Source organism: Prosthecobacter sp., assembly GCF_029946185.1.
Taxonomy (GTDB): domain Bacteria; phylum Verrucomicrobiota; class Verrucomicrobiia; order Verrucomicrobiales; family Verrucomicrobiaceae; genus Prosthecobacter.
In genome coordinates this window covers 1-19,838 of the sequence record NZ_JAQSEA010000139.1, presented here as the reverse complement: position 1 = coordinate 19,838, position 19,838 = coordinate 1, and the positions used below count along the sequence as shown (strand labels likewise).

20 protein-coding genes are annotated in these 19,838 nt (G+C 59.1%); 10 read left to right on the top strand and 10 right to left on the bottom strand.

Features of this window, described 5'->3' with window-relative positions:
- Positions 1–16: 16 nt before the first annotated feature.
- Positions 17–475 (bottom strand): hypothetical protein, encoded by a 459-nt coding sequence (locus PSV43_RS11700; RefSeq protein ID WP_300196979.1) that lies wholly within the window; start codon positions 473–475, stop codon positions 17–19.
- A 248-nt stretch (positions 476–723) separates the two neighbouring features.
- Between PSV43_RS11700 and PSV43_RS11695 the strand changes: the two genes are divergently transcribed.
- On the top strand, positions 724–1,185 hold the full coding sequence (locus PSV43_RS11695) for an FKBP-type peptidyl-prolyl cis-trans isomerase (RefSeq protein WP_300196977.1): 462 nt from the start codon (positions 724–726) through the stop codon (positions 1,183–1,185).
- Positions 1,186–1,203: 18 nt separating this feature from the next.
- Here PSV43_RS11695 and PSV43_RS11690 read toward each other — a convergent pair whose 3' ends face one another.
- From PSV43_RS11690 to PSV43_RS11675, 4 genes are all read right to left on the bottom strand, one after another.
- On the bottom strand, positions 1,204–1,800 hold the full coding sequence (locus PSV43_RS11690; RefSeq protein ID WP_300196975.1) for a hypothetical protein: 597 nt from the start codon (positions 1,798–1,800) through the stop codon (positions 1,204–1,206).
- 20 nt (positions 1,801–1,820) lie between these two features.
- The gene (locus PSV43_RS11685; protein ID WP_300196973.1) at positions 1,821–2,393 is read right to left on the bottom strand and encodes a tetratricopeptide repeat protein; all 573 of its coding nucleotides are present in this window, start codon (positions 2,391–2,393) and stop codon (positions 1,821–1,823) included.
- 65 nt (positions 2,394–2,458) lie between these two features.
- Positions 2,459–4,480 (bottom strand): ATP-dependent helicase, encoded by a 2,022-nt coding sequence (locus tag PSV43_RS11680; protein WP_300196971.1) that lies wholly within the window; start codon positions 4,478–4,480, stop codon positions 2,459–2,461.
- A gap of 122 nt (positions 4,481–4,602) precedes the next feature.
- Complete coding sequence (locus PSV43_RS11675; protein ID WP_300196969.1) at positions 4,603–5,913, bottom strand: S8 family serine peptidase; 1,311 nt, start codon at positions 5,911–5,913, stop codon at positions 4,603–4,605.
- Between the two features lie 120 nt (positions 5,914–6,033).
- Here PSV43_RS11675 and PSV43_RS11670 point away from each other — a divergent pair, with 120 nt between their 5' ends.
- A complete protein-coding gene (locus PSV43_RS11670) occupies positions 6,034–7,794 on the top strand; it encodes a hypothetical protein (protein WP_300196968.1) in 1,761 nt (586 codons plus the stop codon).
- Between the two features lie 27 nt (positions 7,795–7,821).
- Positions 7,822–7,977 (top strand): hypothetical protein, encoded by a 156-nt coding sequence (locus tag PSV43_RS11665; protein WP_300196966.1) that lies wholly within the window; start codon positions 7,822–7,824, stop codon positions 7,975–7,977.
- A 17-nt stretch (positions 7,978–7,994) separates the two neighbouring features.
- Here PSV43_RS11665 and PSV43_RS11660 read toward each other — a convergent pair whose 3' ends face one another.
- Entirely contained in the window at positions 7,995–8,414 is a 420-nt protein-coding gene (locus tag PSV43_RS11660; RefSeq protein WP_300196964.1) for a CBS domain-containing protein, read from the bottom strand.
- Positions 8,415–8,570: 156 nt separating this feature from the next.
- On the opposite strand from PSV43_RS11660, the gene glgX reads away from it, so the two are divergent.
- Both glgX and PSV43_RS11650 read left to right on the top strand, forming a co-directional pair.
- Positions 8,571–10,751 (top strand): glycogen debranching protein GlgX, encoded by a 2,181-nt coding sequence (glgX, locus tag PSV43_RS11655; protein WP_300196962.1) that lies wholly within the window; start codon positions 8,571–8,573, stop codon positions 10,749–10,751.
- A gap of 228 nt (positions 10,752–10,979) precedes the next feature.
- A complete protein-coding gene (locus tag PSV43_RS11650; protein WP_300196960.1) occupies positions 10,980–12,881 on the top strand; it encodes a bifunctional serine/threonine-protein kinase/formylglycine-generating enzyme family protein in 1,902 nt (633 codons plus the stop codon).
- A gap of 102 nt (positions 12,882–12,983) precedes the next feature.
- On the opposite strand, the gene PSV43_RS11645 is transcribed toward PSV43_RS11650, so the two are convergent.
- Entirely contained in the window at positions 12,984–13,547 is a 564-nt protein-coding gene (locus tag PSV43_RS11645; protein WP_300196958.1) for a hypothetical protein, read from the bottom strand.
- A gap of 198 nt (positions 13,548–13,745) precedes the next feature.
- Here PSV43_RS11645 and PSV43_RS11640 point away from each other — a divergent pair, with 198 nt between their 5' ends.
- Positions 13,746–14,663 carry a universal stress protein gene (locus tag PSV43_RS11640; RefSeq protein ID WP_300196956.1) on the top strand — a complete coding sequence of 306 codons (918 nt, stop codon included), beginning with the start codon at positions 13,746–13,748 and terminating at the stop codon, positions 14,661–14,663.
- Between the two features lie 2 nt (positions 14,664–14,665).
- Entirely contained in the window at positions 14,666–15,124 is a 459-nt protein-coding gene (locus PSV43_RS11635) for a universal stress protein (protein ID WP_300196954.1), read from the top strand.
- A gap of 195 nt (positions 15,125–15,319) precedes the next feature.
- Here the strand turns inward: PSV43_RS11635 and PSV43_RS11630 are convergent, their stop codons facing one another.
- The gene (locus PSV43_RS11630) at positions 15,320–15,601 is read right to left on the bottom strand and encodes a hypothetical protein (RefSeq protein ID WP_300196952.1); all 282 of its coding nucleotides are present in this window, start codon (positions 15,599–15,601) and stop codon (positions 15,320–15,322) included.
- 122 nt (positions 15,602–15,723) lie between these two features.
- Here PSV43_RS11630 and PSV43_RS11625 point away from each other — a divergent pair, with 122 nt between their 5' ends.
- Positions 15,724–16,275: a sigma-70 family RNA polymerase sigma factor gene (locus PSV43_RS11625; RefSeq protein ID WP_300196950.1), complete on the top strand. Its 552-nt coding sequence runs from the start codon at positions 15,724–15,726 to the stop codon at positions 16,273–16,275.
- A complete protein-coding gene (locus tag PSV43_RS11620) occupies positions 16,272–17,684 on the top strand; it encodes a YfbK domain-containing protein (protein ID WP_300196948.1) in 1,413 nt (470 codons plus the stop codon). The genes PSV43_RS11625 and PSV43_RS11620 overlap by 4 nt, the downstream gene beginning before the upstream one ends.
- A gap of 64 nt (positions 17,685–17,748) precedes the next feature.
- Here PSV43_RS11620 and PSV43_RS11615 read toward each other — a convergent pair whose 3' ends face one another.
- Positions 17,749–18,567 carry a CHAD domain-containing protein gene (locus PSV43_RS11615; protein ID WP_300196946.1) on the bottom strand — a complete coding sequence of 273 codons (819 nt, stop codon included), beginning with the start codon at positions 18,565–18,567 and terminating at the stop codon, positions 17,749–17,751.
- A 261-nt stretch (positions 18,568–18,828) separates the two neighbouring features.
- Here PSV43_RS11615 and trxA point away from each other — a divergent pair, with 261 nt between their 5' ends.
- Entirely contained in the window at positions 18,829–19,158 is a 330-nt protein-coding gene (gene trxA, locus PSV43_RS11610) for a thioredoxin (protein WP_300196944.1), read from the top strand.
- Between the two features lie 126 nt (positions 19,159–19,284).
- Here the strand turns inward: trxA and PSV43_RS11605 are convergent.
- Positions 19,285–19,838: 6-phosphofructokinase (locus PSV43_RS11605; RefSeq protein WP_300196942.1), on the bottom strand; the 554-nt coding region annotated here is incomplete at its 5' end.

Below are 19,838 nucleotides of genomic sequence, written 5' to 3'. Positions count from 1 at the left end.
CGACACTTGACCGTCTCTACGCAAAGACTGGCGCGAACGAATCGATCAGCGGCAGAAAAGCCTGCTTCGAGGTCTCATAGTCCGTGCAGTTGTAGTCATGCAGGCTCACGCGAACGAGCCAGGGAAACTGCGTCATGCGCAGACAGACGATGCGGTAGTTGGTGGTGCGTTCCAGGCAGTCGCTCGCAGAAATGGCCGTGCCGCCTTCATCATGCTCCCACTCTTCGAGGATATCCCAATCGTGATCGATCATCGCATGCAGATTGAGAATTTCCTTTTCACGCCAGGCCGCGAGGTCTGCCAGGGCAGGGGAGTCGGGGTCCGTGCGAGTGAAGACGGAAATGTAAGCCCCCTTGTTCCCGTCACTGGCTTCGAAATAAAACGAGCCGGGCCCGTCGGTCTGCGGCTTCTGCGCCCAGTCACTTGGCAGCATGATCTGCCATTGGTCAGTGCTGATGATGTTGTAGTCAGGCATGGTTTAGTCCTGAGTGTCTTGTAGCAGATAAAAGACCTCCGTGCGAATTTTCGAGGAATCCGTGTTCCAGCTTTCATCTCAGTGACCGTAGATCTCCCACGAGACACCGGCTGCGCTTTTCCCCTGCTGTCTCATCAGGCATTCGGCATCGTGGCTAAACGCTTGACGAAAGTCGGTCATTACGTCAGTTCTGGTCAATGAACTCCTTCCGCTCCAGCCTCATTTCGTCCCTTCGTCGTCCCCGCATCATGGGAGTCGCTCTGCTGGGGGGGCTGCTCATGGCGGCAGGGGGGGGCATGGCGGAAGAAACTGTGCCTTTCCCCAAGCTTCCCGAGGGGGCGGGAGAGATCAGCTCAAAAGCTGCCAAGACCTTCACCACGACCGAGTCAGGCCTGAAATACCGCATTCTGCGTCCAGGGACAGGAGTCAAGCCTACCGCTCAGCAGAAGGTGGTGGCGAACTACCAGGGCTGGCTTTTCAACGGACGTCTCTTTGACAGCTCCTATGCGCGTGGCATGCCGACCACCTTTGGTCTTAATCAGGTCGTCAAAGGCTGGACCGAAGGCTTGCAGCTGGTGGGCAAAGGCGGCATGATCGAACTCGAAATCCCCGGTTACCTGGGCTATGGCCTGCAGGGCCAGTCCGGCTCCGGCATCCCGCCGAATGCGACACTGCACTTCCTTGTGGAGCTGATTGATGTGATGGATTGAGGAGGGCGGGGAGATGGATTATTCGATTTTGAAATGAAATGAAACGGGTGGCAGTTCCGGCGCTTCATTTGGACCAGGCAAAATCAAGGTCGATTCTGTAACGCTATATTCGAGGGAGTCCAAAGATCGGACTAACACAGCTCTTGAGGGCATATCGGGCTTGTTAGTGTGTGAAACGAGTTCGATGCGTCCATCGTGCTGTATCCAGGTGCCCAAGGAACAAAGTGACTGCCATCCGAGTCGGTTCGACACAGGTATTCGCGTCAGCTTGATCTCGTAATAGTCAGGGCGAAACAAGCGAAGCTGAACCTCCAATTGTTCAGATTGCCCGGACAACCTTAACTCTAAACGGGATTCCGAAGAACGGCGGAGCTGAAAAATGATCCACGGTAGGCCAATAATCATAGCCCAGAATCCAGGATCGACTACCAGCCCCACCCAGGCCTTAAGTCGCCATTGAGGGTCGAAGAGCAAGCCTATCAATATCAGCAGGCCGCCAAGAGGAGGCACCATGGAGTGGTGTTTTTTGGTGGCTAAAGATGTGATCAGGCAAGACCAATTCAGGAAGACGAAGACTGCTCCGATTACAACAAAGGGCAGGACAATGGTCGTCATCGATGTACTTGATTCGCCTGTTAGGCGGTTCTTGGGAGGTTTTGAATGATTTCCCGCTCAGACTTTGGCACGGGAAAGTGTCCAGCTTGAACATATTTCGCGTAAGAAAGGAGTCTTGTAGTTGCTGGATGTCGAGGCTCCAGTCGCAAGGCCTCTTTGAAGGAATTAACTGCTTCATCTGGTCTGTTGGCGAGAAGAAAAGACATGCCGAGATTGGAGTGAAGTACAGGGTCGTCGGGTTTTACTGAAATAGCTTCGATGGATACTTCGATCGACTTGTCATACGTTCCAAGATGGGCTGCTGTGAGTGCTGTCTCTTTTGCCAGGCTGGGGTTGTCCGGCGCAAACTCCCGCGCTTTTAACAACCATTCGAAAGATGCCTGCATGTCTCCTAATCGCTGATGCACTTTCGCAATAGCAAACATGGCATTCCAATTCCTCGGATTGATGGAGATGACCTTTTGAAAAGTCTTTATCGCTTTTCTGAGCTTTCGCTTTGTGAAGAAGCCTGGCACGTTCGGGTCAGTAACATAGTCCAGAAAAATTTCGCCTTTAATCAAAGCAAATGCGCAATGATAAAGACTATTGTGCATGTCGATCTGAGTCTTCGAAAGCGGCGGATGCATTGCAAGTTTTACATGGGTTTTACAGCTGATACTCACCACCCGCTCTTCACATTCCAGACTTCCACCAAATCCTTCGGCAGATCCGTGATGAAGCGTGACGGACGCATCATGATGTCCCCATCGCGGGCTTGGTGATTGATGACGGGGTAGGTGAGGTAGAGTTCGTCTTTAGCGCGGGTCACAGTGACGTAGAAGAGGCGGCGCTCCTCTTCCAGGGCGGCGTCTCCGCCTTCATCGATGGCGCGTTTGTGGGGGAACATGCCATCGGCCAGCCAGACGGCGAAGACGACGTTCCACTCCAGTCCTTTGGCCTGATGCCCTGTGGTAAGGGTGACGGCGTCGCGGTCCTGTTGCTGCTGCTGGGCGGGTTTGTTGTCGGTGTCCACCCCGCTGAGCAGGGAGAGCTGGCTGAGGAATTCGAGCGGGTCGGTGAAGCGGTCGCTGAAGTTGCTGAGCTGCTCAAGGTCCTGCTGGCGCTGCTCGTAGTTTTTGAACTTCGCCTTCATATAGTCATCATAGACGCCGTCGGTGATGCTACGGATCATCTGCGCCGGTGCGGCCACTTTTCCCTCCTTGTCGATGAGTTCATCGAGAGTGTAGGCAAACTGCTCCCAGGTGGTTTTTGCTTTCTTTGGTACTTTGAGTGGGAGGAGCACGGCGGAGAAACTGGACGGCATCGTCTCGGCCTTCGCGGCATCAGACTTCAGCCAGTCCTGCCACAGCTTCGCAGCACTGACATTGCCGATGCCTTCGACGAGTCGCACCATGCGCATGAAGCTGACCTCATCCTGACGATTCACCGCAAACTTCATGAACGCGGCCACATCTTTGACATGCGCCTGCTCAAAGAACCGCAGCCCGCTGGTGATCTGAAACGGGATGCCGCGCTGGGTGAGCTCCATCTGGATTTCCATGCTGTGGAAATGCGCACGGTAGAGGACGGCGATATCGTTGAGTTCCGTGCCTTCGTCCTGCAGTTCCAGGATGCGCTGAGCCACGAAGGCCGCCTGCGCCGATGAGCTGTCGAGCGAGACGAGCGCGGGCAGCATGCCCTTCGACTCACGAGCGGGAACCAAATTTTTCGGAATCTGGCCACGGTTCATGGCGATGGCCGCATTGGCAAGATTGAGCACCTCCGGCACGCTGCGATAGTTCACTTCAATCTTATGCACGCGGGCCCGGGGCCAGTGCTGGTCAAATTCAAGGATGTTGGAGACATCCGCCCCACGCCAAGAATAAATAGACTGCGCGTCATCACCCACGACCATGAGATTTCCCTGCGGTCCGGTGAGCAGTTCCACCATGCGACACTGGAGGCTGTTGGTGTCTTGATACTCATCGACGAGGACGAACTCAAACTGCGTGCGGTAGCGCTCCATCAGGTCTTCATTTTCCTCCAGCAACTGTACGGTGAGCGCCAGCAGGTCATCGAAGTCCATGCAGTTGGTCTCGCGCTTCTTCTCTTGATAGAGCGTGCGCATCTTGAGAATGCCGCTGGCGACTTCCTCAAAGTAGGGATAGCGCGTGTTGATGATTTCCTTGAGGGCGCAGAGCGTGTTGTCAGCGAGAGAGAAGATGTCTCCCAGCACTTCGGCTTTGGGAAAGCGGTAGGTGGTGGTGTCGATGCCACTGCTGCCGAGCACGGTTTCCATGAGGTCCTTCTGGTCCTCGCGGTCCATGATGGAGAAACCTTTGCGATAGCCCAGTCGTTCGGCGTTGTAGCGCAGAATGCGGTTGCCGATGGAATGGAAGGTGCCGCCCCAGATGCGAGTGGCATCTTGAGTGACGAGTTCTTGCACCCGATGCTGCATCTCGCGCGCGGCCTTGTTGGTAAACGTGAGCAGCAGGATCGCCTCCGGCTGAATGCCGTTGTCCATCAGCCATGCAACGCGATACGTCAGCGTGCGCGTCTTGCCGCTGCCTGCCCCTGCAATGACCAGCGCCTGCCCCGGCGGACTCGTGACCGCCGCATACTGCTGCTCGTTGAGCTCCGCCTTGTAGTCAATGCGGGTGCTGGGTTCGTGCGTGCTGTGCAGCGTGTAGTTGCGGGCCATCGGGGAAGTAGGAGACGGAGGTCGAGAGGTCAAGTGCTGCGCGTCAACGGGGTCAAGTATGGTCAAAAGGTGGCTGCTTGACAATCTTGCCCCTCTTGACGGCGAAGCCGCCTGACCTCTTCTCACTTCGGCACCTGAATCAAACCCGCCCCCACCGCCGTGGCGGGTGCTTGCAGCGGCTCTGCCGTGCGGGTGAGCAGCGGAATGATATTCGGCCCATAGTATCCACGTCCCAGCAGATATGCCACCACGCCGCTAGTGATCGCGGTGGCCTGAGAGGTCCCGCTGCCAATGACGAATCTCTGTTCAGCATAGCCCGAAACGATGCCAACACCGGGCGCGACGAGGGTGAGTCCCGCGCCTGAATTGGAAAAATAAGCCTGCGTCCCTTTGGCATCGACGGCACCGACACTGAGCACACCTGCAATACCGGCTGGCATAGAGAGGGCCGTGAGTTGCTCATTACCTGCGGCAGCGACGATCACGACATTGCGACTTTGAGCGTAACGAACGGCTTCATCAAGCACAGGGGAAAAACCATTCGCACCGAGGCTGATGTTGATGACGCGGGCTCCAAGGTCCGTCGCTTTGATGATGGCGGATGAAACCAGCGCGGTGTTGCTCTCGCCGTTGGTGTCCGCCACACGGATGTCGAGCAGTTTGACCGCTGGAGAGACGCCGCTGACGTTTGAGTCATTGCCTGCGATGAGGGAGGCCATCGCGGTGCCGTGGCCGTTGAAGGTGCTGCCGTCGTTGACGAGGTCGTAGTGGGTGATCTTGGTGCTCGCGAGTGATGGGTGGCTGGTGATGCCGGAATCAATGACGGCGACGGTGACGCCCTGACCCCAGTTTGTGCGGTCGCCGTTGGCGCCAATGGCCTCCAGGCCCTGGCTGCGAAACGGGGTGTTCCCACCCGCGTTCGATGTGTCGGATTCCGCAAGAGGGAGCGGCAGACCGGGGATGCGGGTGATGAGATTCGGCCCGACGTGGGTGTAGTCCTCGGTATGCGCATTGAGATCCCTTTCAAGCGCCGTCGTGTCCCGAAAGCGCACCCGGGCGGTGCGGAGTTTGATCTCGTATCCGATCACTTCGAGTCCGAGGGCTGCCGCGCGGTCCCGAAACGCGGCCAGGGCCTCGGGGGTGCGGAAGGTGAGCAGGGCCTCGTTCGGCATGGAGCCGGGCACGTTGAGTTGGACGATGGTGGGGGATGTCGCTGGTTTGGCGGGTGCCGAGGGTGGGGCGGTTGAGGCAGGTGCTTGCGGCATCGCTGTGAGCCCTGCCGGGCTGGTGGTGCCCGAGTTTTGTTTTGTCGGAGACAGGGCGGCTTGCGCAGATGGAGCTGTATTGGAAACCCAGAGCAGCCATAGCACCGAGCCCACCATGAGGAGGACCGTGGTGGCGAAAAGCAGGAGTGGCAGACGGTTGGGGCGCATCAATGTGGCAAAATTTCGCACATTGGCGCACTGGCGCGAGTTCTGCTTTTGAAGAAACTCACGGCACTTTCTCGAACTCCAACCTTGTTGTCATTCGGGGCGCTGCCTACAGTCGTTTTTATGTCGCAAAAGAAAGAAGCTTGGGGATCACGTCTTGGAGTCATCATGGCCGTGGCGGGCAGTGCGGTGGGCTTGGGGAATTTTCTCCGCTTTCCGGGCCTCGCGGCGCAGTATGGCGGGGGTGCTTTCATGATCGCCTATGCGATTTCGTTTTTGATCATCGGCCTGCCGATTGGCTGGGCGGAGTGGGCGATGGGGCGCTATGCGGGCGGCAAGGGGTTCAACTCGGCACCGGGGGCCTTCGCGGCCATCTTGAACAAGCGCTGGGCCAAATACATCGGCCTCATCGGGGTGATCGTGCCGGTGATGATCTACATGTACTATGTGTTTATCGAATCCTGGTGTCTGGGCTATGCGGTGAAATTCTGGACGGGCAACGTGGATTTGAAGACGACGGAGCAGGCGGTGGCGATGTTTAAAAGCATGAGCGGGCAGCTTGTCGATGGCTCCGCCTTATCGTTCTCATGGGACACGGCGCTGCCCTGGTTGCTGGTCGTTTTTGTGTTCAACTTCTGGCTTATCTTTCGTGGGATATCAGGGGGTATCGAGAAGATGTGCAACTACGGCATGCCCGTTCTCATCGTGCTGGCACTGCTGGTGCTGGCGCGTGTCATGACCCTGGGGGCGCCTGATCCTGCCAAACCGCATGACAATGTGGTCAATGGCCTGGGCTACATGTGGAATCCCAGCAAGGTGCAGATTGAACGAACGCAGCCTGCGCTGGGCGAGGCCAAAGTGGTGGAGGAATTGGTGGGTGCGGCGGCCATCAAGACGGCGGAGCAGAAGGTGGCGGCGAGCGGTGGTGCATTGAAGATGGTCACCATCACTCCCTGGCAGCAGCTTCAAAACCCGCTGCTGTGGATGGCTGCGGCGGCGCAGATTTTCTTCAGCCTCTCGGTGGGCTTTGGCGTGATCATTGTGTACGCGAGCTATCTGCGAAAAGAGGACGACGTGGTGCTCAGCGGCCTTACGGCGAGCAGTGCGAACGAGTTCTGCGAAGTGGCGCTGGGCGGACTCATCACCGTGCCGGCGGCGGTGGCGTTTCTGGGGCTGGCCTCCGTGGCAGGGCAGGGCACCTTTGGCCTCGGCTTCACGGTGCTGCCGCTGGTGTTTGCCAAGATGCCGCTGGGTGCGTTCTTTGGCGGTGCGTTCTTTTTCATGCTGTTCCTAGCTGCGGTCACGAGCTCGATCTCCATGCTGCAGCCGGGGATCGCCTTTCTTGAAGAGGCGATGAATGTGGGGCGCAAGGTCAGTGTGACGATCCTCGGACTGCTGACCACGCTCGGCGTGGGTTTTGTGGTCTTTTTCACCAAGGAGCTGAAGGCGCTCGATACGCTGGATTTCTGGGTGGGCACTTTCCTCATCTTCATTCTCGCCACGATCCAGATCATCATCTTTGGCTGGCATTGGGGCATTGAACGCGGATTCAAGGAGGCACATCAGGGCGCGGCCATCCGCATTCCGCGTTTTTTTGGTTGTGTCATGAAATGGATCTGCCCGGTGTTTCTCTTGGCGATCTTTTCTCTGACGGTGCTGACCAGTGTGTTTGGATTTGATCTCAGTACACGCACCTTCGGCAGTGCCTCATCCTACGTGGTCGATCTCATCGGCGGCGTGAAGGATGGCAAAGCGGTGGAGACGAATTTGGCCGCGCAGCTCAGCGTGGCATTGGTGATCATTGTTGCCGGCTTTTTTGCGCTGCTGTCCTCCCGTTCCAGGGCCTTCCAACGCGCCGAGCAGGGCCTTAACAAGCATGATTAACCGCGAACCCTGAACACCTCCTCTTTTATGACCACCTCCGGCCTTATCGTCATGCTGCTATCTGTCGGCACCGTCGTCTCCTTGTTTAGCTGGTGCATTTATAAAGTGCTCACTACACCGCGTGAAACGGAGAAAGTACACGGCGTGGAATTGCATACGCCAGACATGGATGAGGAGGGCTAGGGTTTCACTCCAAGCTGCTAACTCTTCGACGCGTCTGAGATGCCCACGATTTCCTCCCTGCTCACCACTCCGACCATTTTCATGTCGCGTTTCATTACCGGCAGGTTTTTCACACCATTCTCATCCATTCTGAGCAGGGCCGTGGTGCAGTCTTCATCCTCGAAGCAGAACAGGATTTTTTTGTCCATGCTCTCCGAGACAGGGGTGCGTGAGGGATCATGCCCAAAGCGCATCACTTGTTGGTCCGGATTCGGATCAGTCACCATCCCCACCAGCTTCAGGTTGTCTGCCACCGGCATGCTTTCATGGCCACCAGCGCGCATTCGGTCTCCCGCCGTTTGCATGGAATCCTGCGGTTTTAAGATGCCCGCCTTGTGCAGCAATACATCCATAAGGGATTTGTCAGGAGAGGCCGGCTTGCTTGTTTGATCAGGCATTGAAATAGAGGGGAAGTTTGCAGAGAGAAGCACAGGGCTTCTACAGAGACATCGCCACGTCTCTCCCGGCCGGTTGTATCAAATGGCCCTCATGTAAAATTCAGGGTCGTTCCTTGGTTGATGCATCCAAAACAGCCTCAAATTCGATGGACGCATGTGCAAACAATCTCCCCCCCCCATGGTGAAAAAGCGGTCGATGCCGTTTCCTGTCTTATTCTTCCCGGTACTCCCACTCCGCTGGGAGCCACCGTCGTGGAAGAAGAGGTCAACTTCGCCCTTTTCTCCGCCAATGCCACCCGGGTGGAACTCTGCCTGTTTGACCCTGAGGCGGACTATGCAGAGACCCGCATCACCCTTCCAGAGCGTACCAATCACATCTGGCATGGCCTCGTGCCCGGACTGAAAGCGGGCCAGCTTTACGGCTACCGTGTGCACGGCCCCTATGAGCCGCAAAACGGTCACCGCTTCAATTCCAACAAGCTCCTGCTCGATCCCTATGCCCGCGCCATCGGCAGACCGCTGAAGGAGTGGAAGCCCGAACTCTTTGCCTATGAGCTGGGCCATGAGGAAAAGGATCTCTCATTCGACAGTCGGGACTCCGCCGCCTTTGCTCCGCTCGGCATGGTGATCGACCCCGCGTTTGACTGGGGTGAGGACAAAGCCCCAGCCACCCCATGGTACCGCACCTCCATTTACGAACTCCATGTGAAGGGCTTCACCAAGCTGAAAGATGCCATCCCCGAGAACCTGCGCGGCACCTATGCGGGGCTTTCTTCAGACGAGGCCATGGCCTACTTCAAAAAGCTCGGCGTCACCGCCATCGAACTTCTGCCGGTGCACCATCATCTTGATGACTCCTACCTCATGGAAAAAGGCCTCTCGAATTACTGGGGCTACAACACTCTCTCCTTCTTCGCCTTCGAACCCAGCTATGCCTCAACGGCAGATCCGCACGATGCCATGCGTGAATTCAAAGGCATGGTCAAGCGGCTCCACGGTGCCGGCATCGAGGTGATCCTGGATGTCGTTTACAATCACACCGCCGAGGGCAATCAACTTGGGCCCACGCTGTCATTCCGTGGCATCGACAACGCTTCCTACTACCGCCTCTCACAGGAGACCGGCCGCTACTACGAAGACTTCAGCGGCTGTGGCAACACCCTCAGTATGCAGGACACCGCCGGCCTGCGCCTCCTCATGGACAGCCTCCGCTACTGGGTCACCGAAATGCATGTGGACGGCTTCCGCTTTGACCTCGCCAGCGCCCTCGCCCGCGAGCTGCAAGGCTGGGACAAGCTCAGCTCCTTTTTTGACGCCATCGCCCAAGACCCCGTTCTCTCCACCGTGAAATTAATCGCCGAACCCTGGGATGTGGGCATGGGTGGCTATCAGGTGGGCAATTTCCCCACCGGCTGGGCCGAATGGAACGGCCGGTATCGTGATGAAGTCCGGATGTTTTGGAAGGGCCTGGGGACCGCTGGCGAGCTGGCCGCGCGTCTGACCGGGAGTGCAGATCTCTATGACCACAGCGGGCGCAGTCCGCATGCCAGCGTCAATTTTGTCACCTGCCATGATGGCTTTTGCCTGCGCGATCTGGTCAGCTATGACGGCAAGCACAACGAAGCCAACGGCGAAGACAACCGCGATGGCGACAACAACAACGCCAGTTGGAACTGCGGCGCGGAAGGTGAGACAGACGACGCCAGCATCAAGGCGCTCAGACTCCGCCAGGCGCGCAATTTCCTCGCCACCCTTTTCCTCAGTCAAGGTGCGCCCATGCTCCTGGCGGGAGATGAAAGATGGCATTCCCAGAAAGGCACCAACAACGCGTACTGCCAGGACAACGACATCTCCTGGCTCAGTTGGGAAGATGATGCCGAGGTCGAGAGGCTGCGCGAGTTCGTCATACAGCTCATTGCCCTCAGAAATGAACAGCCTGTCCTCTCCCGGAAAACGTTTCTCACCGGCCAACCCCTCGCTGAAGGGCGGCCCAAGGACGTGTCATGGTGGAATGTGGAAGGTCACGAGATGACCGCTGAAGACTGGGATGCCGGATTTGTCCGTTGCTTCAGCATGGTTCTTGCCGGAGGCAGCACCACCGAAATCGACGAGGCTGGCACACCCCGTCACAGTGACTCCGTCTGCGTCATCATGAATGCCCACCATGAAGACATCGACTTCGTCCTGCCCCCCACCGGTGGCACCGAGCCCTGGAAACTTAGACTCACCACCCAGGACTCAAAGGAGAGCCCAGAGCTCGAAGAAGGCAGCAAATACAGCATCCAGTCACGCTCCCTGGTCGTCTTCACTTCCGACGTCCAAGTCAGCCCCCATTGATGCGCTCGCGCCTCCGATAGGGACAGGGGTTGCGCTGTGAGGCACGACCGCAGGCCCCCGCTTTCGCAGGCCCGCTCACTGCACGCATACCCCAAGCAACTTAAAGGTCACATCCAGCATCTCCTAGCCCGTCGTTCACAGCCATTCACCACCCACACTTTTTTCGTGCAATACCACGGCTCCGCTGGCATGGATTTGTAAGAATTCACCAGCACCAGCCTAGGCTTCATGTCCGCTCCATCCTCTTCCGCCGAGACACCGAGATCCAGTACTGCGGGATCACCTCAGGGCTGGGAGCCGCCGACGCCGGAGGATCTGCATGAAATGCTGCCGCAGTATGAGATCACCGCGCTGATCGGGCGCGGTGGGATGGGCGCCGTGTACCGGGGGATGCAGGTACATTTGGACCGCCCGGTGGCGATCAAAATTCTGCCGCCGGGGCTGGATGACACGGACGCCACCTACAGCGAACGCTTTCGCAATGAAGCCCTCGCCATGGCAAAGCTGAACCACCCCGGAATCGTGGGCGTGTATGACTTTGGCAGCACCTCCAACGGCATGCTGTACATCGTCATGGAGTTCGTGGATGGCACGGATGTGGCCCAGATGATGATGCAGCAAACGAGGCTGCCGGCTGCCCACGCGATGGCGATCACCGCGCATGTGTGTGATGCGCTGAAGTACGCGCATGAGCGCGGCATCGTGCACCGGGACATCAAGCCGGCGAACATCATGGTGGGCTATGAGGGCGTGGTGAAAGTCGCAGATTTTGGCCTGGCGAAAATGAGCCAGGGCACCCCGATCACGGGCATGACGCAGAGCGGTCTGGCGATGGGGACCCTGCACTACATCGCCCCGGAGGCGCTGGCGCTGGGCGTGTCGGTGGATCAGCGTGCGGACATTTATGCCATGGGCGTGATGCTCTACCACATGCTGACCGGCGGCCTGCCACAGGGGATGTTTGAGCTGCCATCACTCCAGGTGCCGGGGCTGGATCCGCGCTATGACGGCATCATCAGCCGTGCGCTTCGCAACGACCGCGAGCTGCGCTACCAGACGGTGGTAGAACTGCGCAGAGATCTGGATGCCATCATAGCGCAGCCCGTGGTGAAGCCGGCTGCGAAGGCGGGCAGCGCACCCGCCGCCCTGAACACCATGGCAAGGCCGCAGCGCGCCGCAGGGCAGCCGTACCACCCGCCGCAGTGGCAGGCAGCGCCGCCGCCAGCCAGGAATCTTAATCTCGGATTTTGGGTGCCGGTGGTCGGTGTCGTGGCCGCACTTGTGGGCTTCGTGCTTTGGTCAGAGCAGGGCAAATCCAGGGTCAGCCCAAAAGTGCAAGCTGCCGCAGGAGAGGCCGTGGCCACGGCTGCTGTGACCCCCGCATTCACCGCGCCGGAGCCTGTCTTCACCAACAGCCTCGGCATGCAGTTCATTCCGGTGGCAGGCACCCAGGTGCTCATGTGCATCCACGAGACGCGCAATCAGGACTACCGGGCCTATGCTGCCGCTGTGAAGGGCGTGAATGCCTCGCCCTTTTTCTCAGACAAATCTGCTGTGGATCAGGCCGGCGACCACCCGGTGCGTAATGTGAAATACAATGACGCCGCCGGTTTCTGCGAGTGGCTGAGCGAGAAGGAGGGGCGGAAGTATCGGCTGCCCACAGACGCCGAGTGGAGTCTGGCCATGGGCCTCGGCCCGGCGGAGAAGCGGCAGCCCGGAGACAGTCCGGAAAAGATGAGTCGTGAGGCCATTCAAGAGTTTCCCTGGGGCAGCACCCAGTGGCCCCCACCAATGGGTTTCGGCAACTACGGCGACACCGCCCTCAATGCCGCCTTTCCGAGCTACACGTCCATCGAAGGCTACACCGACGGCTTCGCCACCACCGCGCCGGTGATGAGCTTTCCGCCCAATCGCCAGGGAATCTATGACCTGAGCGGAAACGTCAGCGAGTGGGTGCAGGACTGGTGGAATGCACAGCAAAAGGAGCGCACCTTTCGCGGCGGCGGCTACGTCAGTCGTGAGCGCAGAGACCTGCAGCCGTCTTCACGCGGACACCTCCCGCCGGATGTTTCCTTTGGGAATGCGAACCATGGGTTTCGCTGCGTGGTGGAGGGAGAGGCGGTCAGGTGATGGAGTGGCCCGTCACCAGCCCCAAAAAAATAGCACTCCGCGTTAACGGAGTGCCATTCAAGTCAGCAAGCCAATGATGCGCTGAAGTGCCGCTGCGGTGTGTTATCGAACGTAAACACTGGTCCGCACCGGGAGGGAACTGCCGTAGGCTCGATGGTCGCCGCCGTAGAAGTACTGGCCGTTGTAGAAGTAACGTGTCGGGTAGGTGCGGCCCTGATAGTTGTAGTTCCCGTTTTGATACTGGCCACCGGAGTAATAGCGTCCGTTGTAAAGATACGCGTTACCCGAGTAGTTCGAAGGAAGCGTGGTGTAAGTGCGATAGCCGTTGCTCTGCTGGACGTAGGTGTTGCTTTGCACTGGAAGGGGGCTGCCGTACGCGCGGTGGTTGCCGCCGTAATAGTACTGGCCGTTGTAATAGTAGCGGCTGGGGTAGGCGCGGCCCTGGTAGTTGTAGTTGCCGGTTTGATATTGGCCGCCCGAGTAGTAAGTGCCGTCAAGCAGGTAGGCGCTGCCAGAGTAGTTTGGTGGAAGCGCGGTGTAGGTGGTGAAGCCTCTTCCGCCGCCGGTGGTTCCTGCATAAAACTGAGGGTCTGCGCAGGACATCAGCGAGAGGGTGAGAACAACGGTGGGGAGAAGCAGTGCTTTCTTGAGGTGAGTGGGTTTCATGGGCGGAAAGTGGGGCAGAAATCTGAGAGATGAAATGAGGTGTGTACCCCATAGGGGAGGTCGAAGAAGCGAACCCCTGAGAAACTTTGAGAAGGCCAAAATCTACGCGTGCTGCGATCAATCAGTGGGGTGAACAACCCATATCATGCCCCTTCAGCCTGCGATTAGCTGCAGCATGAATCTCAACATCCTCACGCCATGAACAAGCTCACCCACATTCTCGTTGCCGTGGATTTTTCCACCGGATCACGCACCGCTTATGATCAGGCGGTGCGCATCGCGGGGGTGCATGGCGCCAAGGTACATGTGCTGCATGTGGTGGACTCCTCCGCAGTCGCAGCCCTTGCGTCCAGCCGCGAAGAGGCTTTTGAAAGTCAGGCGCGCGTGGCTACCGAAGGCGCCGGCGTCGCACTGTCACAGTGGATGGCGCAATCTCCCGCGCCGGCCAATTACCAGGTTACCATCGCACTGGGCACGCCGCTGCATGAAATCCTGGAGCATGCCCGCCTCCTCCAAGCAGATCTGCTCGTAGCAGGCATCGCCGGGGCAGGGGAGATGCCCGCAGGCGCGGGGTCGATCTCCAGCAAGCTGGCGCGCAAAGTGCAGACGCCGGTGCTGCTGGTGCGCACCAATCATCCGGAGCCGTTTAGCAAGATCGTCGCCTGCATCGATTTTTCTGAAAACTCACGCGCCGTAGCCGCGCATGCTTCTGCCATCGCGCACATGGATGGCGCCGCTGTGGACTTTTTGCACGTATGTCAGGAGCCCTGGTCGGCTATGGCCTACCCCACGCCCTTTGCCGACACCAGTGTGCCCAGCGTGGTGACCACTCTCGATGATCGGGAGGTCTTCACCCAAGGACTCCACAAAGAGCTGCATGAATTTGTGGGCGATGCCGGGCAGGGGATCCAGTCCAACGAAGTCCTGCATGAAGCCTTCAGTCATGGCAATGGCATCGCCGAGCATGCGCAGCAGTCTGAGGCAGACCTCATTGTCGTTGGTGGTAAAGGGCGCACCAATCTCCGCTACGTCCTGCTGGGTTCCACGGCGGAGCGCTTGCTCACGCGGCTGCCCTGCTCCATTCTCGTGGTGAAACTTCCCGTAGAAAACGTCTAATTATGAAAACCATCGTTGCCCTGGTCGATCTCTCCGACCTCACCTTCAAAGTGCTCAAACACGCCCACTCGCTTGCCACCGCTTTTAACAGCGAAGTCATCATCCTCCACGTGCTGGCCAAGGTTCCCGTGGTGGTGGACGTCGGCATTGCCTCGCCCGTGGTCATGCAGGATCCCTCCCCGGAGGCGGTGCATCAGCAGACCGAGCAGCTTTTTGAAATGCGCGACTCGCTGATCAAATTCGGCGTGCGCGCCAGCGTGGAGCAGTTGGACGACGCCAGCGTGGCTGCCGTGCTTGCAGAAACCCGGCGTCGCAATGCCGACCTCATCATCCTCGGCTCCCACCACCACAGCACGATCTACCACCTGCTGGTAGGCAACGTCGCCGCCGATGTTTTGAAAGGCGCCCACTGCCCGGTGCTCGTCGTCCCGAACGATGAGGACGTGACTGAGAAGAGGTGACTTCGGTTGCGGGCTTCGGGTGTGGGCGTGTGTTCCGAGGAATGACTCGCCGCGCCAGCGCCCTCCCTGTGAGCCTCGCGAACACCCCCAGGTCATTTGGAGTGCGGCGGCGCAACCCTGACTGGGTGAAGCTGCCGCCTTCGCCTGCTCCCGCGCGCCACTCAGCCCGGTCATGCGAAATCCATACCACGGTCGCTATTTTTTACCGTTGGGCGGCACGTAGGTCTGGCCGTCGTAGCTGCCGCCGACCATGCCTTGCACAGACTTTAACTGGTCGCTCATGGAGTTGTTCAGAGCTTCGCCGCTGGCTTGGGAGGCATCCAGCGCGCGGCTTGGGAGTGAGGTTGCTTCCTCAACGGGGGCAGAGGGCGCAGGCTTCGCGGCAGGGCTGAGCGCCTCTTTCACCAGCCACACGCCGCCCCCAAGGGCCAGCAGGATGAGAAAGAACGAGGTCGTGGAAGAGGAGGAATCACTCACAGTGCCTGTCTCAACGGCGGGACGTGTGCAAAGATTGCGGTTTCCAAGGCCAAAAATGACGGCAATCTCTGTTTCGCCCTAATTTTCCCCTGTGTCTGCCCGTTCCATTCATGAACTCACGCATGCCCGACCCCCACGTACAGGATGAAGCCGCCGTGCTGGTCAGGCGGGCATTGGACCAGCATGAAAGCACTCTCATCGCCTACACAGCCAGCATCCTCGGTGGCGACATCGAGCGTGCCCGCGATGTCGTGCAGGATTCCATGCTGCGGCTTTACCTCACCGAGCCGGAACGCGTCCGCGAGAACCTCAAATCCTGGCTTTTCACCGTGTGCCGGAACCGTGCCTTCGACATCCTCCGCAAGGAGCAGCGGCTCGACATTGGCAACGATGAAGTCATCAATGCCGCGACGGATCAAGAGCCCGACCCCGCGCAAAGCGCCAGCGTGCATGAGCTCTATGAGCACATCTGGACCTGCGTGGACCGCCTCCGCCCGAACCAGCGCGAGGTGGTACGGCTCAAATTTCAGCATGACTGCTCGTATCAGGAAATCGCAGGCATCACCGGACTCAGCGTCGGCAATGTCGGCTTTATCATGCACCACGCCATCAAGAAACTCCGCGAACTGATGAGCACCGACATTAGCGAGGAATATTCCCCCACCCATTCATGAACCCCCAGGATAATCCCCATTTTACGGCTTACGCACTCGGAGAACTGAGCGCCGAAGAGGCGCGTGATCTGCACGCGGTGCTGGCCAGCACACCCTCCGCCGCTCACGAACTGGAGCAGATCGAGGCCGTGACCGATGCCTTGAGGCAGGGCGCGCCGATTGCGCTCTCGCGCCTGACGCACGAGCAGCGCCACGCGGTGCTGCATCCATCGAATCTGCCACGGCGCATTCAACCGATGCTGCCGCGCAAGCCCTCCCAGCGTTCGCGTGAAGTCTTCTGGCCCGTCATGGGCGCGCTGGTGAAAGTGGCGGCGGTCATCACCTTCAGCGGTGCCGCGTTCCTCGCCGGGTGGATGTACGGCCCCGCAGTGAAGTCCGCCTCGCAGATGTCTGCCCTGCCACCCAAGGCCAAACTGCCCACCACCCCCGAGGTGAAGCCACAGCCCGCACCCGCGCCGCTTCTGGCCGCTGCCAAGCCTGCACCCAAGGCAACGCTGCCAGCGGCACCCCTGCCACAGGTGAAAAAGCAGGTGGCCGAAGTCACACCCGCACCTGCCCCCCTCGCCAAGGAAAGCGTGATCGTTGCCAGTGCTGCCCCGGTGAATGAAAAGCCTGCAGCACCCGCGCAGACTCCCAGCCTGGGCTTCACCCTCCCGTCCGGACACGGCACCTTTGTGAGCACGACGAAGCAGGCCACCAATCAGTTCAGCCTGCGTCCGGGGCAGATCAAGCCGCTGCCGCCCAAAGCCAAAGGGCAGGCATTTGCCTCACCGCAGATGACCCCCGCCAAGCCCGAGCCCAAAACAGCCCGCGCGGTTGATTTGTACATTCACTCTTGGAAAGCCGAAGTCGCCGCGTGCCCATGGAATCCCACAAATCGTCTCCTCCGCCTCGTGATCCAGGTCCCGGCAGATCAGTCCGCCGTGATCGGACAAGAAGCCGCCTTCCCACTGCAGATCACGTTTGATCAGGCTAACGTTAAACAGTACCGCATGCTGTGTGAGCGGCACCTCGCCGCCGCGGAGCTCCGCAGCGCTGGCACGCATGTCCTCTGGTATGAGTTTCAGCCCAATGGCAGCGGCGAGATCCCGCGCGACAGCAGCCGTCAGGTGGCCACTGTGATCCTGCCCAACGCGCGCTTCACCTCGCAGGCTGTGGGTCCCTTTGACAGCAGCAAGCTCCAAGTCATGGACCGAGGGTACTCACTGCAAAACGCCCGTGAAGATTTCGTCTTTGAAACCTCCGTGGTCGGCTTTGGCCTGCTGCTGCGCGGAGCCGAGCAACTGGGCGGCCTGAACCATGATCTCGTCCTGAACCTCGCCACTCAGTCCAAAGGCACAGACACCACCGGTGAGCGCGCCCGCTTCATCCACCTCGTGCAAGCCGCCCGCCAAGCCGCCGGCCTCTAGCCCTTTGTCGTTCCACCTGCGCCATCGCAGGGCTTGAATGAAAAAGCGGAGCCATGCCGGAGGTTCAGCCATCCCTCAGCATCTTCTCACTGAATCGCGTCCAAGGTGCGGCATAGAGCCGATGCCCGAGCGAGAGGTAGCGTTCACGCAATTCGTCCCGGTGCTCATGGATCACTTGCACCCACGGACTGCGCCGCAGCGCAAAGGCCGGCTCTGCGGCCAGGTTCGCGAGATCCTGATCCCGGCCCAGAAGCTGGCCGAGACGCTTCGCGCGTCGGATCCGTCGCGGTCCACCGCGCAAGTGCCGCAGCACCAGCGTTTGAAAATAGAGATCCTTCACTCTGTGCCGCCACAGGTGCAGCGTGCGCTTGTCCTTCGTCTCACAGGCCTGCTTCATGAGCTGGCGCCCCTTGCGATAGCAGCGCACGTGTTCCGTGATAATCTGATCCTCCGACAGCGACTGGATGCAGGTGCTCTCGATAAGCTGACCCACGGCAAACAACGGATGATTCAGCTCCGTGGCTGCAGGCGCTTTCAGCGGATGGGCGCTGAGCTGCGGGCGCTGGTCGGGCGCGAGATGAAAACGGCCGGTAAGTTTGTCGAGAAGCCGGCTCTGTACCACATGCTCGCGACTGCCCGCGCAGGCCTTGTTCACCGCACGCAGGTGCTGGCCCATCGCCTGAAAGGTCTGTTTCTCGATCCCAGCACGGGCCAGTCGCAGCAGCGCCATCATCTTTTTCACGCGCACTCTCAGCTGGTGCGTGGCGCTCTCCTCATGCACGGAAATTCTCCGTACATCCTCCTGCGCACGTTCGCAGAGTTGATGCAACAAACGCTTCAGCTTCCGGCCTTCCAAGCCCGTAGAGTCACGGATTTGTTTCATTATACTTCATTCAGCCCGGAATCAGGCCGCACAGCAAGAAAGAGTTTTGCACATTCCTCCGCCTGGTCTGGCAACAACCTCGCCTCACCTGCGCCCTGCCTGACTGGCTTCCGGCACGCACTCCACTCGATTGACCGCCACATTCGATTTGCGCGTTTTTTCCGCCTTTCAGCCGGAGTTGCTGAAAACTTTCGTTGATTCGCGTGCCTCTGATGCAAGCGTGCATGCGTAACCCTTTTTAAACCCTTAATACCTGACACCATGGCCAGCGAAGCAGTCCTCACCATCACCGAAGCAAATTTTGAATCTGAAGTCACGTCATCCACGGTACCCGTGCTGGTCGATTTCTGGGCTGAATGGTGCGGCCCTTGCCGCATGCTGGGTCCTATCTTGGATGATCTCGCCAAAGAGCAGGGCGACAAGGTGAAAATCGGCAAGGTGAATGTGGACGAGTCGCCGAATCTCGCGGCTCAGTTCAGCGTGCGCTCCATTCCGATGATGGTCTTCTTCAAGGACGGCAAGGCCGTGGAAACCGTCGTTGGCGTGCAGTCCAAAGACGCCCTGACCAAGCGCCTTGCGGCTCTTGCCTGATAGCCCTCAAGGTTACTCTCTCCTTTGCGTGGGTTCCGCAGGCAGCGGCCCACGCAGATATTAAAAAGCCGCCCCATGCAACGGGGCGGCTTTCTTGTTGATTGCACTCGGGCTGCGCGGCCCGGACTACTCGTCGCCAAAGGAAATGCCAATCGCGCGGGACGCGCGGACGATCTCGCTGTCCTTGCTCACGAGGCGGAGTTGATGCACCGCTTCCTCGATCGGCACGTCGCCCACCTGATATTGCTGGTAGCTGACCATGCGGCCAAAGCTGCCCTGAGCAATCAGTTCCACGGCCTTGGCACCAAAGCGTACGCCGAGGATGCGATCCAGCGCTGTGGGAGCGCCACCGCGTTGGAGATGGCCCAGTGTGCAGGACCGCGTTTCCTTGCCAGTGTCCTTTTCGATATGCTTCGCCACGTAGTCACCGATGCCGCCCAAGCGGTCTTCGCCCTTGGCTCCCACACGTTCCTTCGTCAGCAGTTCGCCTGATTCAATGCGGGCCCCTTCGGCCACCACGACCAACGTGCTGTGGCGCCCTGCGGCGTCGCGCTTGCGGATGGCCTTCGCGATATGCTCGAAGTTGAAGGGAATCTCAGGCAGGAGGATCACATCTGCACCGCCAGCCATGCCACCGTAGAGGGCGATCCACCCAGCGTGACGTCCCATGACTTCCAGCA

Excerpts from the sequence above, each read along its gene's own strand:
- PSV43_RS11700 (WP_300196979.1), bottom strand. The coding sequence starts at position 475 with ATGCCTGACTACAACATCATCAGCACTGACCAATGGCAGATCATGCTG.
- PSV43_RS11695 (WP_300196977.1), top strand. The coding sequence starts at position 724 with ATGGGAGTCGCTCTGCTGGGGGGGCTGCTCATGGCGGCAGGGGGGGGC.
- PSV43_RS11690 (WP_300196975.1), bottom strand. The coding sequence starts at position 1,800 with ATGACGACCATTGTCCTGCCCTTTGTTGTAATCGGAGCAGTCTTCGTC.
- PSV43_RS11685 (WP_300196973.1), bottom strand. The coding sequence starts at position 2,393 with ATGCACAATAGTCTTTATCATTGCGCATTTGCTTTGATTAAAGGCGAA.
- PSV43_RS11680 (WP_300196971.1), bottom strand. The coding sequence starts at position 4,480 with ATGGCCCGCAACTACACGCTGCACAGCACGCACGAACCCAGCACCCGC.
- PSV43_RS11675 (WP_300196969.1), bottom strand. The coding sequence starts at position 5,913 with ATGCGCCCCAACCGTCTGCCACTCCTGCTTTTCGCCACCACGGTCCTC.
- PSV43_RS11670 (WP_300196968.1), top strand. The coding sequence starts at position 6,034 with ATGTCGCAAAAGAAAGAAGCTTGGGGATCACGTCTTGGAGTCATCATG.
- PSV43_RS11665 (WP_300196966.1), top strand. The coding sequence starts at position 7,822 with ATGACCACCTCCGGCCTTATCGTCATGCTGCTATCTGTCGGCACCGTC.
- PSV43_RS11660 (WP_300196964.1), bottom strand. The coding sequence starts at position 8,414 with ATGCCTGATCAAACAAGCAAGCCGGCCTCTCCTGACAAATCCCTTATG.
- PSV43_RS11650 (WP_300196960.1), top strand. The coding sequence starts at position 10,980 with ATGTCCGCTCCATCCTCTTCCGCCGAGACACCGAGATCCAGTACTGCG.
- PSV43_RS11645 (WP_300196958.1), bottom strand. The coding sequence starts at position 13,547 with ATGAAACCCACTCACCTCAAGAAAGCACTGCTTCTCCCCACCGTTGTT.
- PSV43_RS11640 (WP_300196956.1), top strand. The coding sequence starts at position 13,746 with ATGAACAAGCTCACCCACATTCTCGTTGCCGTGGATTTTTCCACCGGA.
- PSV43_RS11635 (WP_300196954.1), top strand. The coding sequence starts at position 14,666 with ATGAAAACCATCGTTGCCCTGGTCGATCTCTCCGACCTCACCTTCAAA.
- PSV43_RS11625 (WP_300196950.1), top strand. The coding sequence starts at position 15,724 with ATGCCCGACCCCCACGTACAGGATGAAGCCGCCGTGCTGGTCAGGCGG.
- PSV43_RS11620 (WP_300196948.1), top strand. The coding sequence starts at position 16,272 with ATGAACCCCCAGGATAATCCCCATTTTACGGCTTACGCACTCGGAGAA.
- PSV43_RS11615 (WP_300196946.1), bottom strand. The coding sequence starts at position 18,567 with ATGAAACAAATCCGTGACTCTACGGGCTTGGAAGGCCGGAAGCTGAAG.
- trxA (WP_300196944.1), top strand. The coding sequence starts at position 18,829 with ATGGCCAGCGAAGCAGTCCTCACCATCACCGAAGCAAATTTTGAATCT.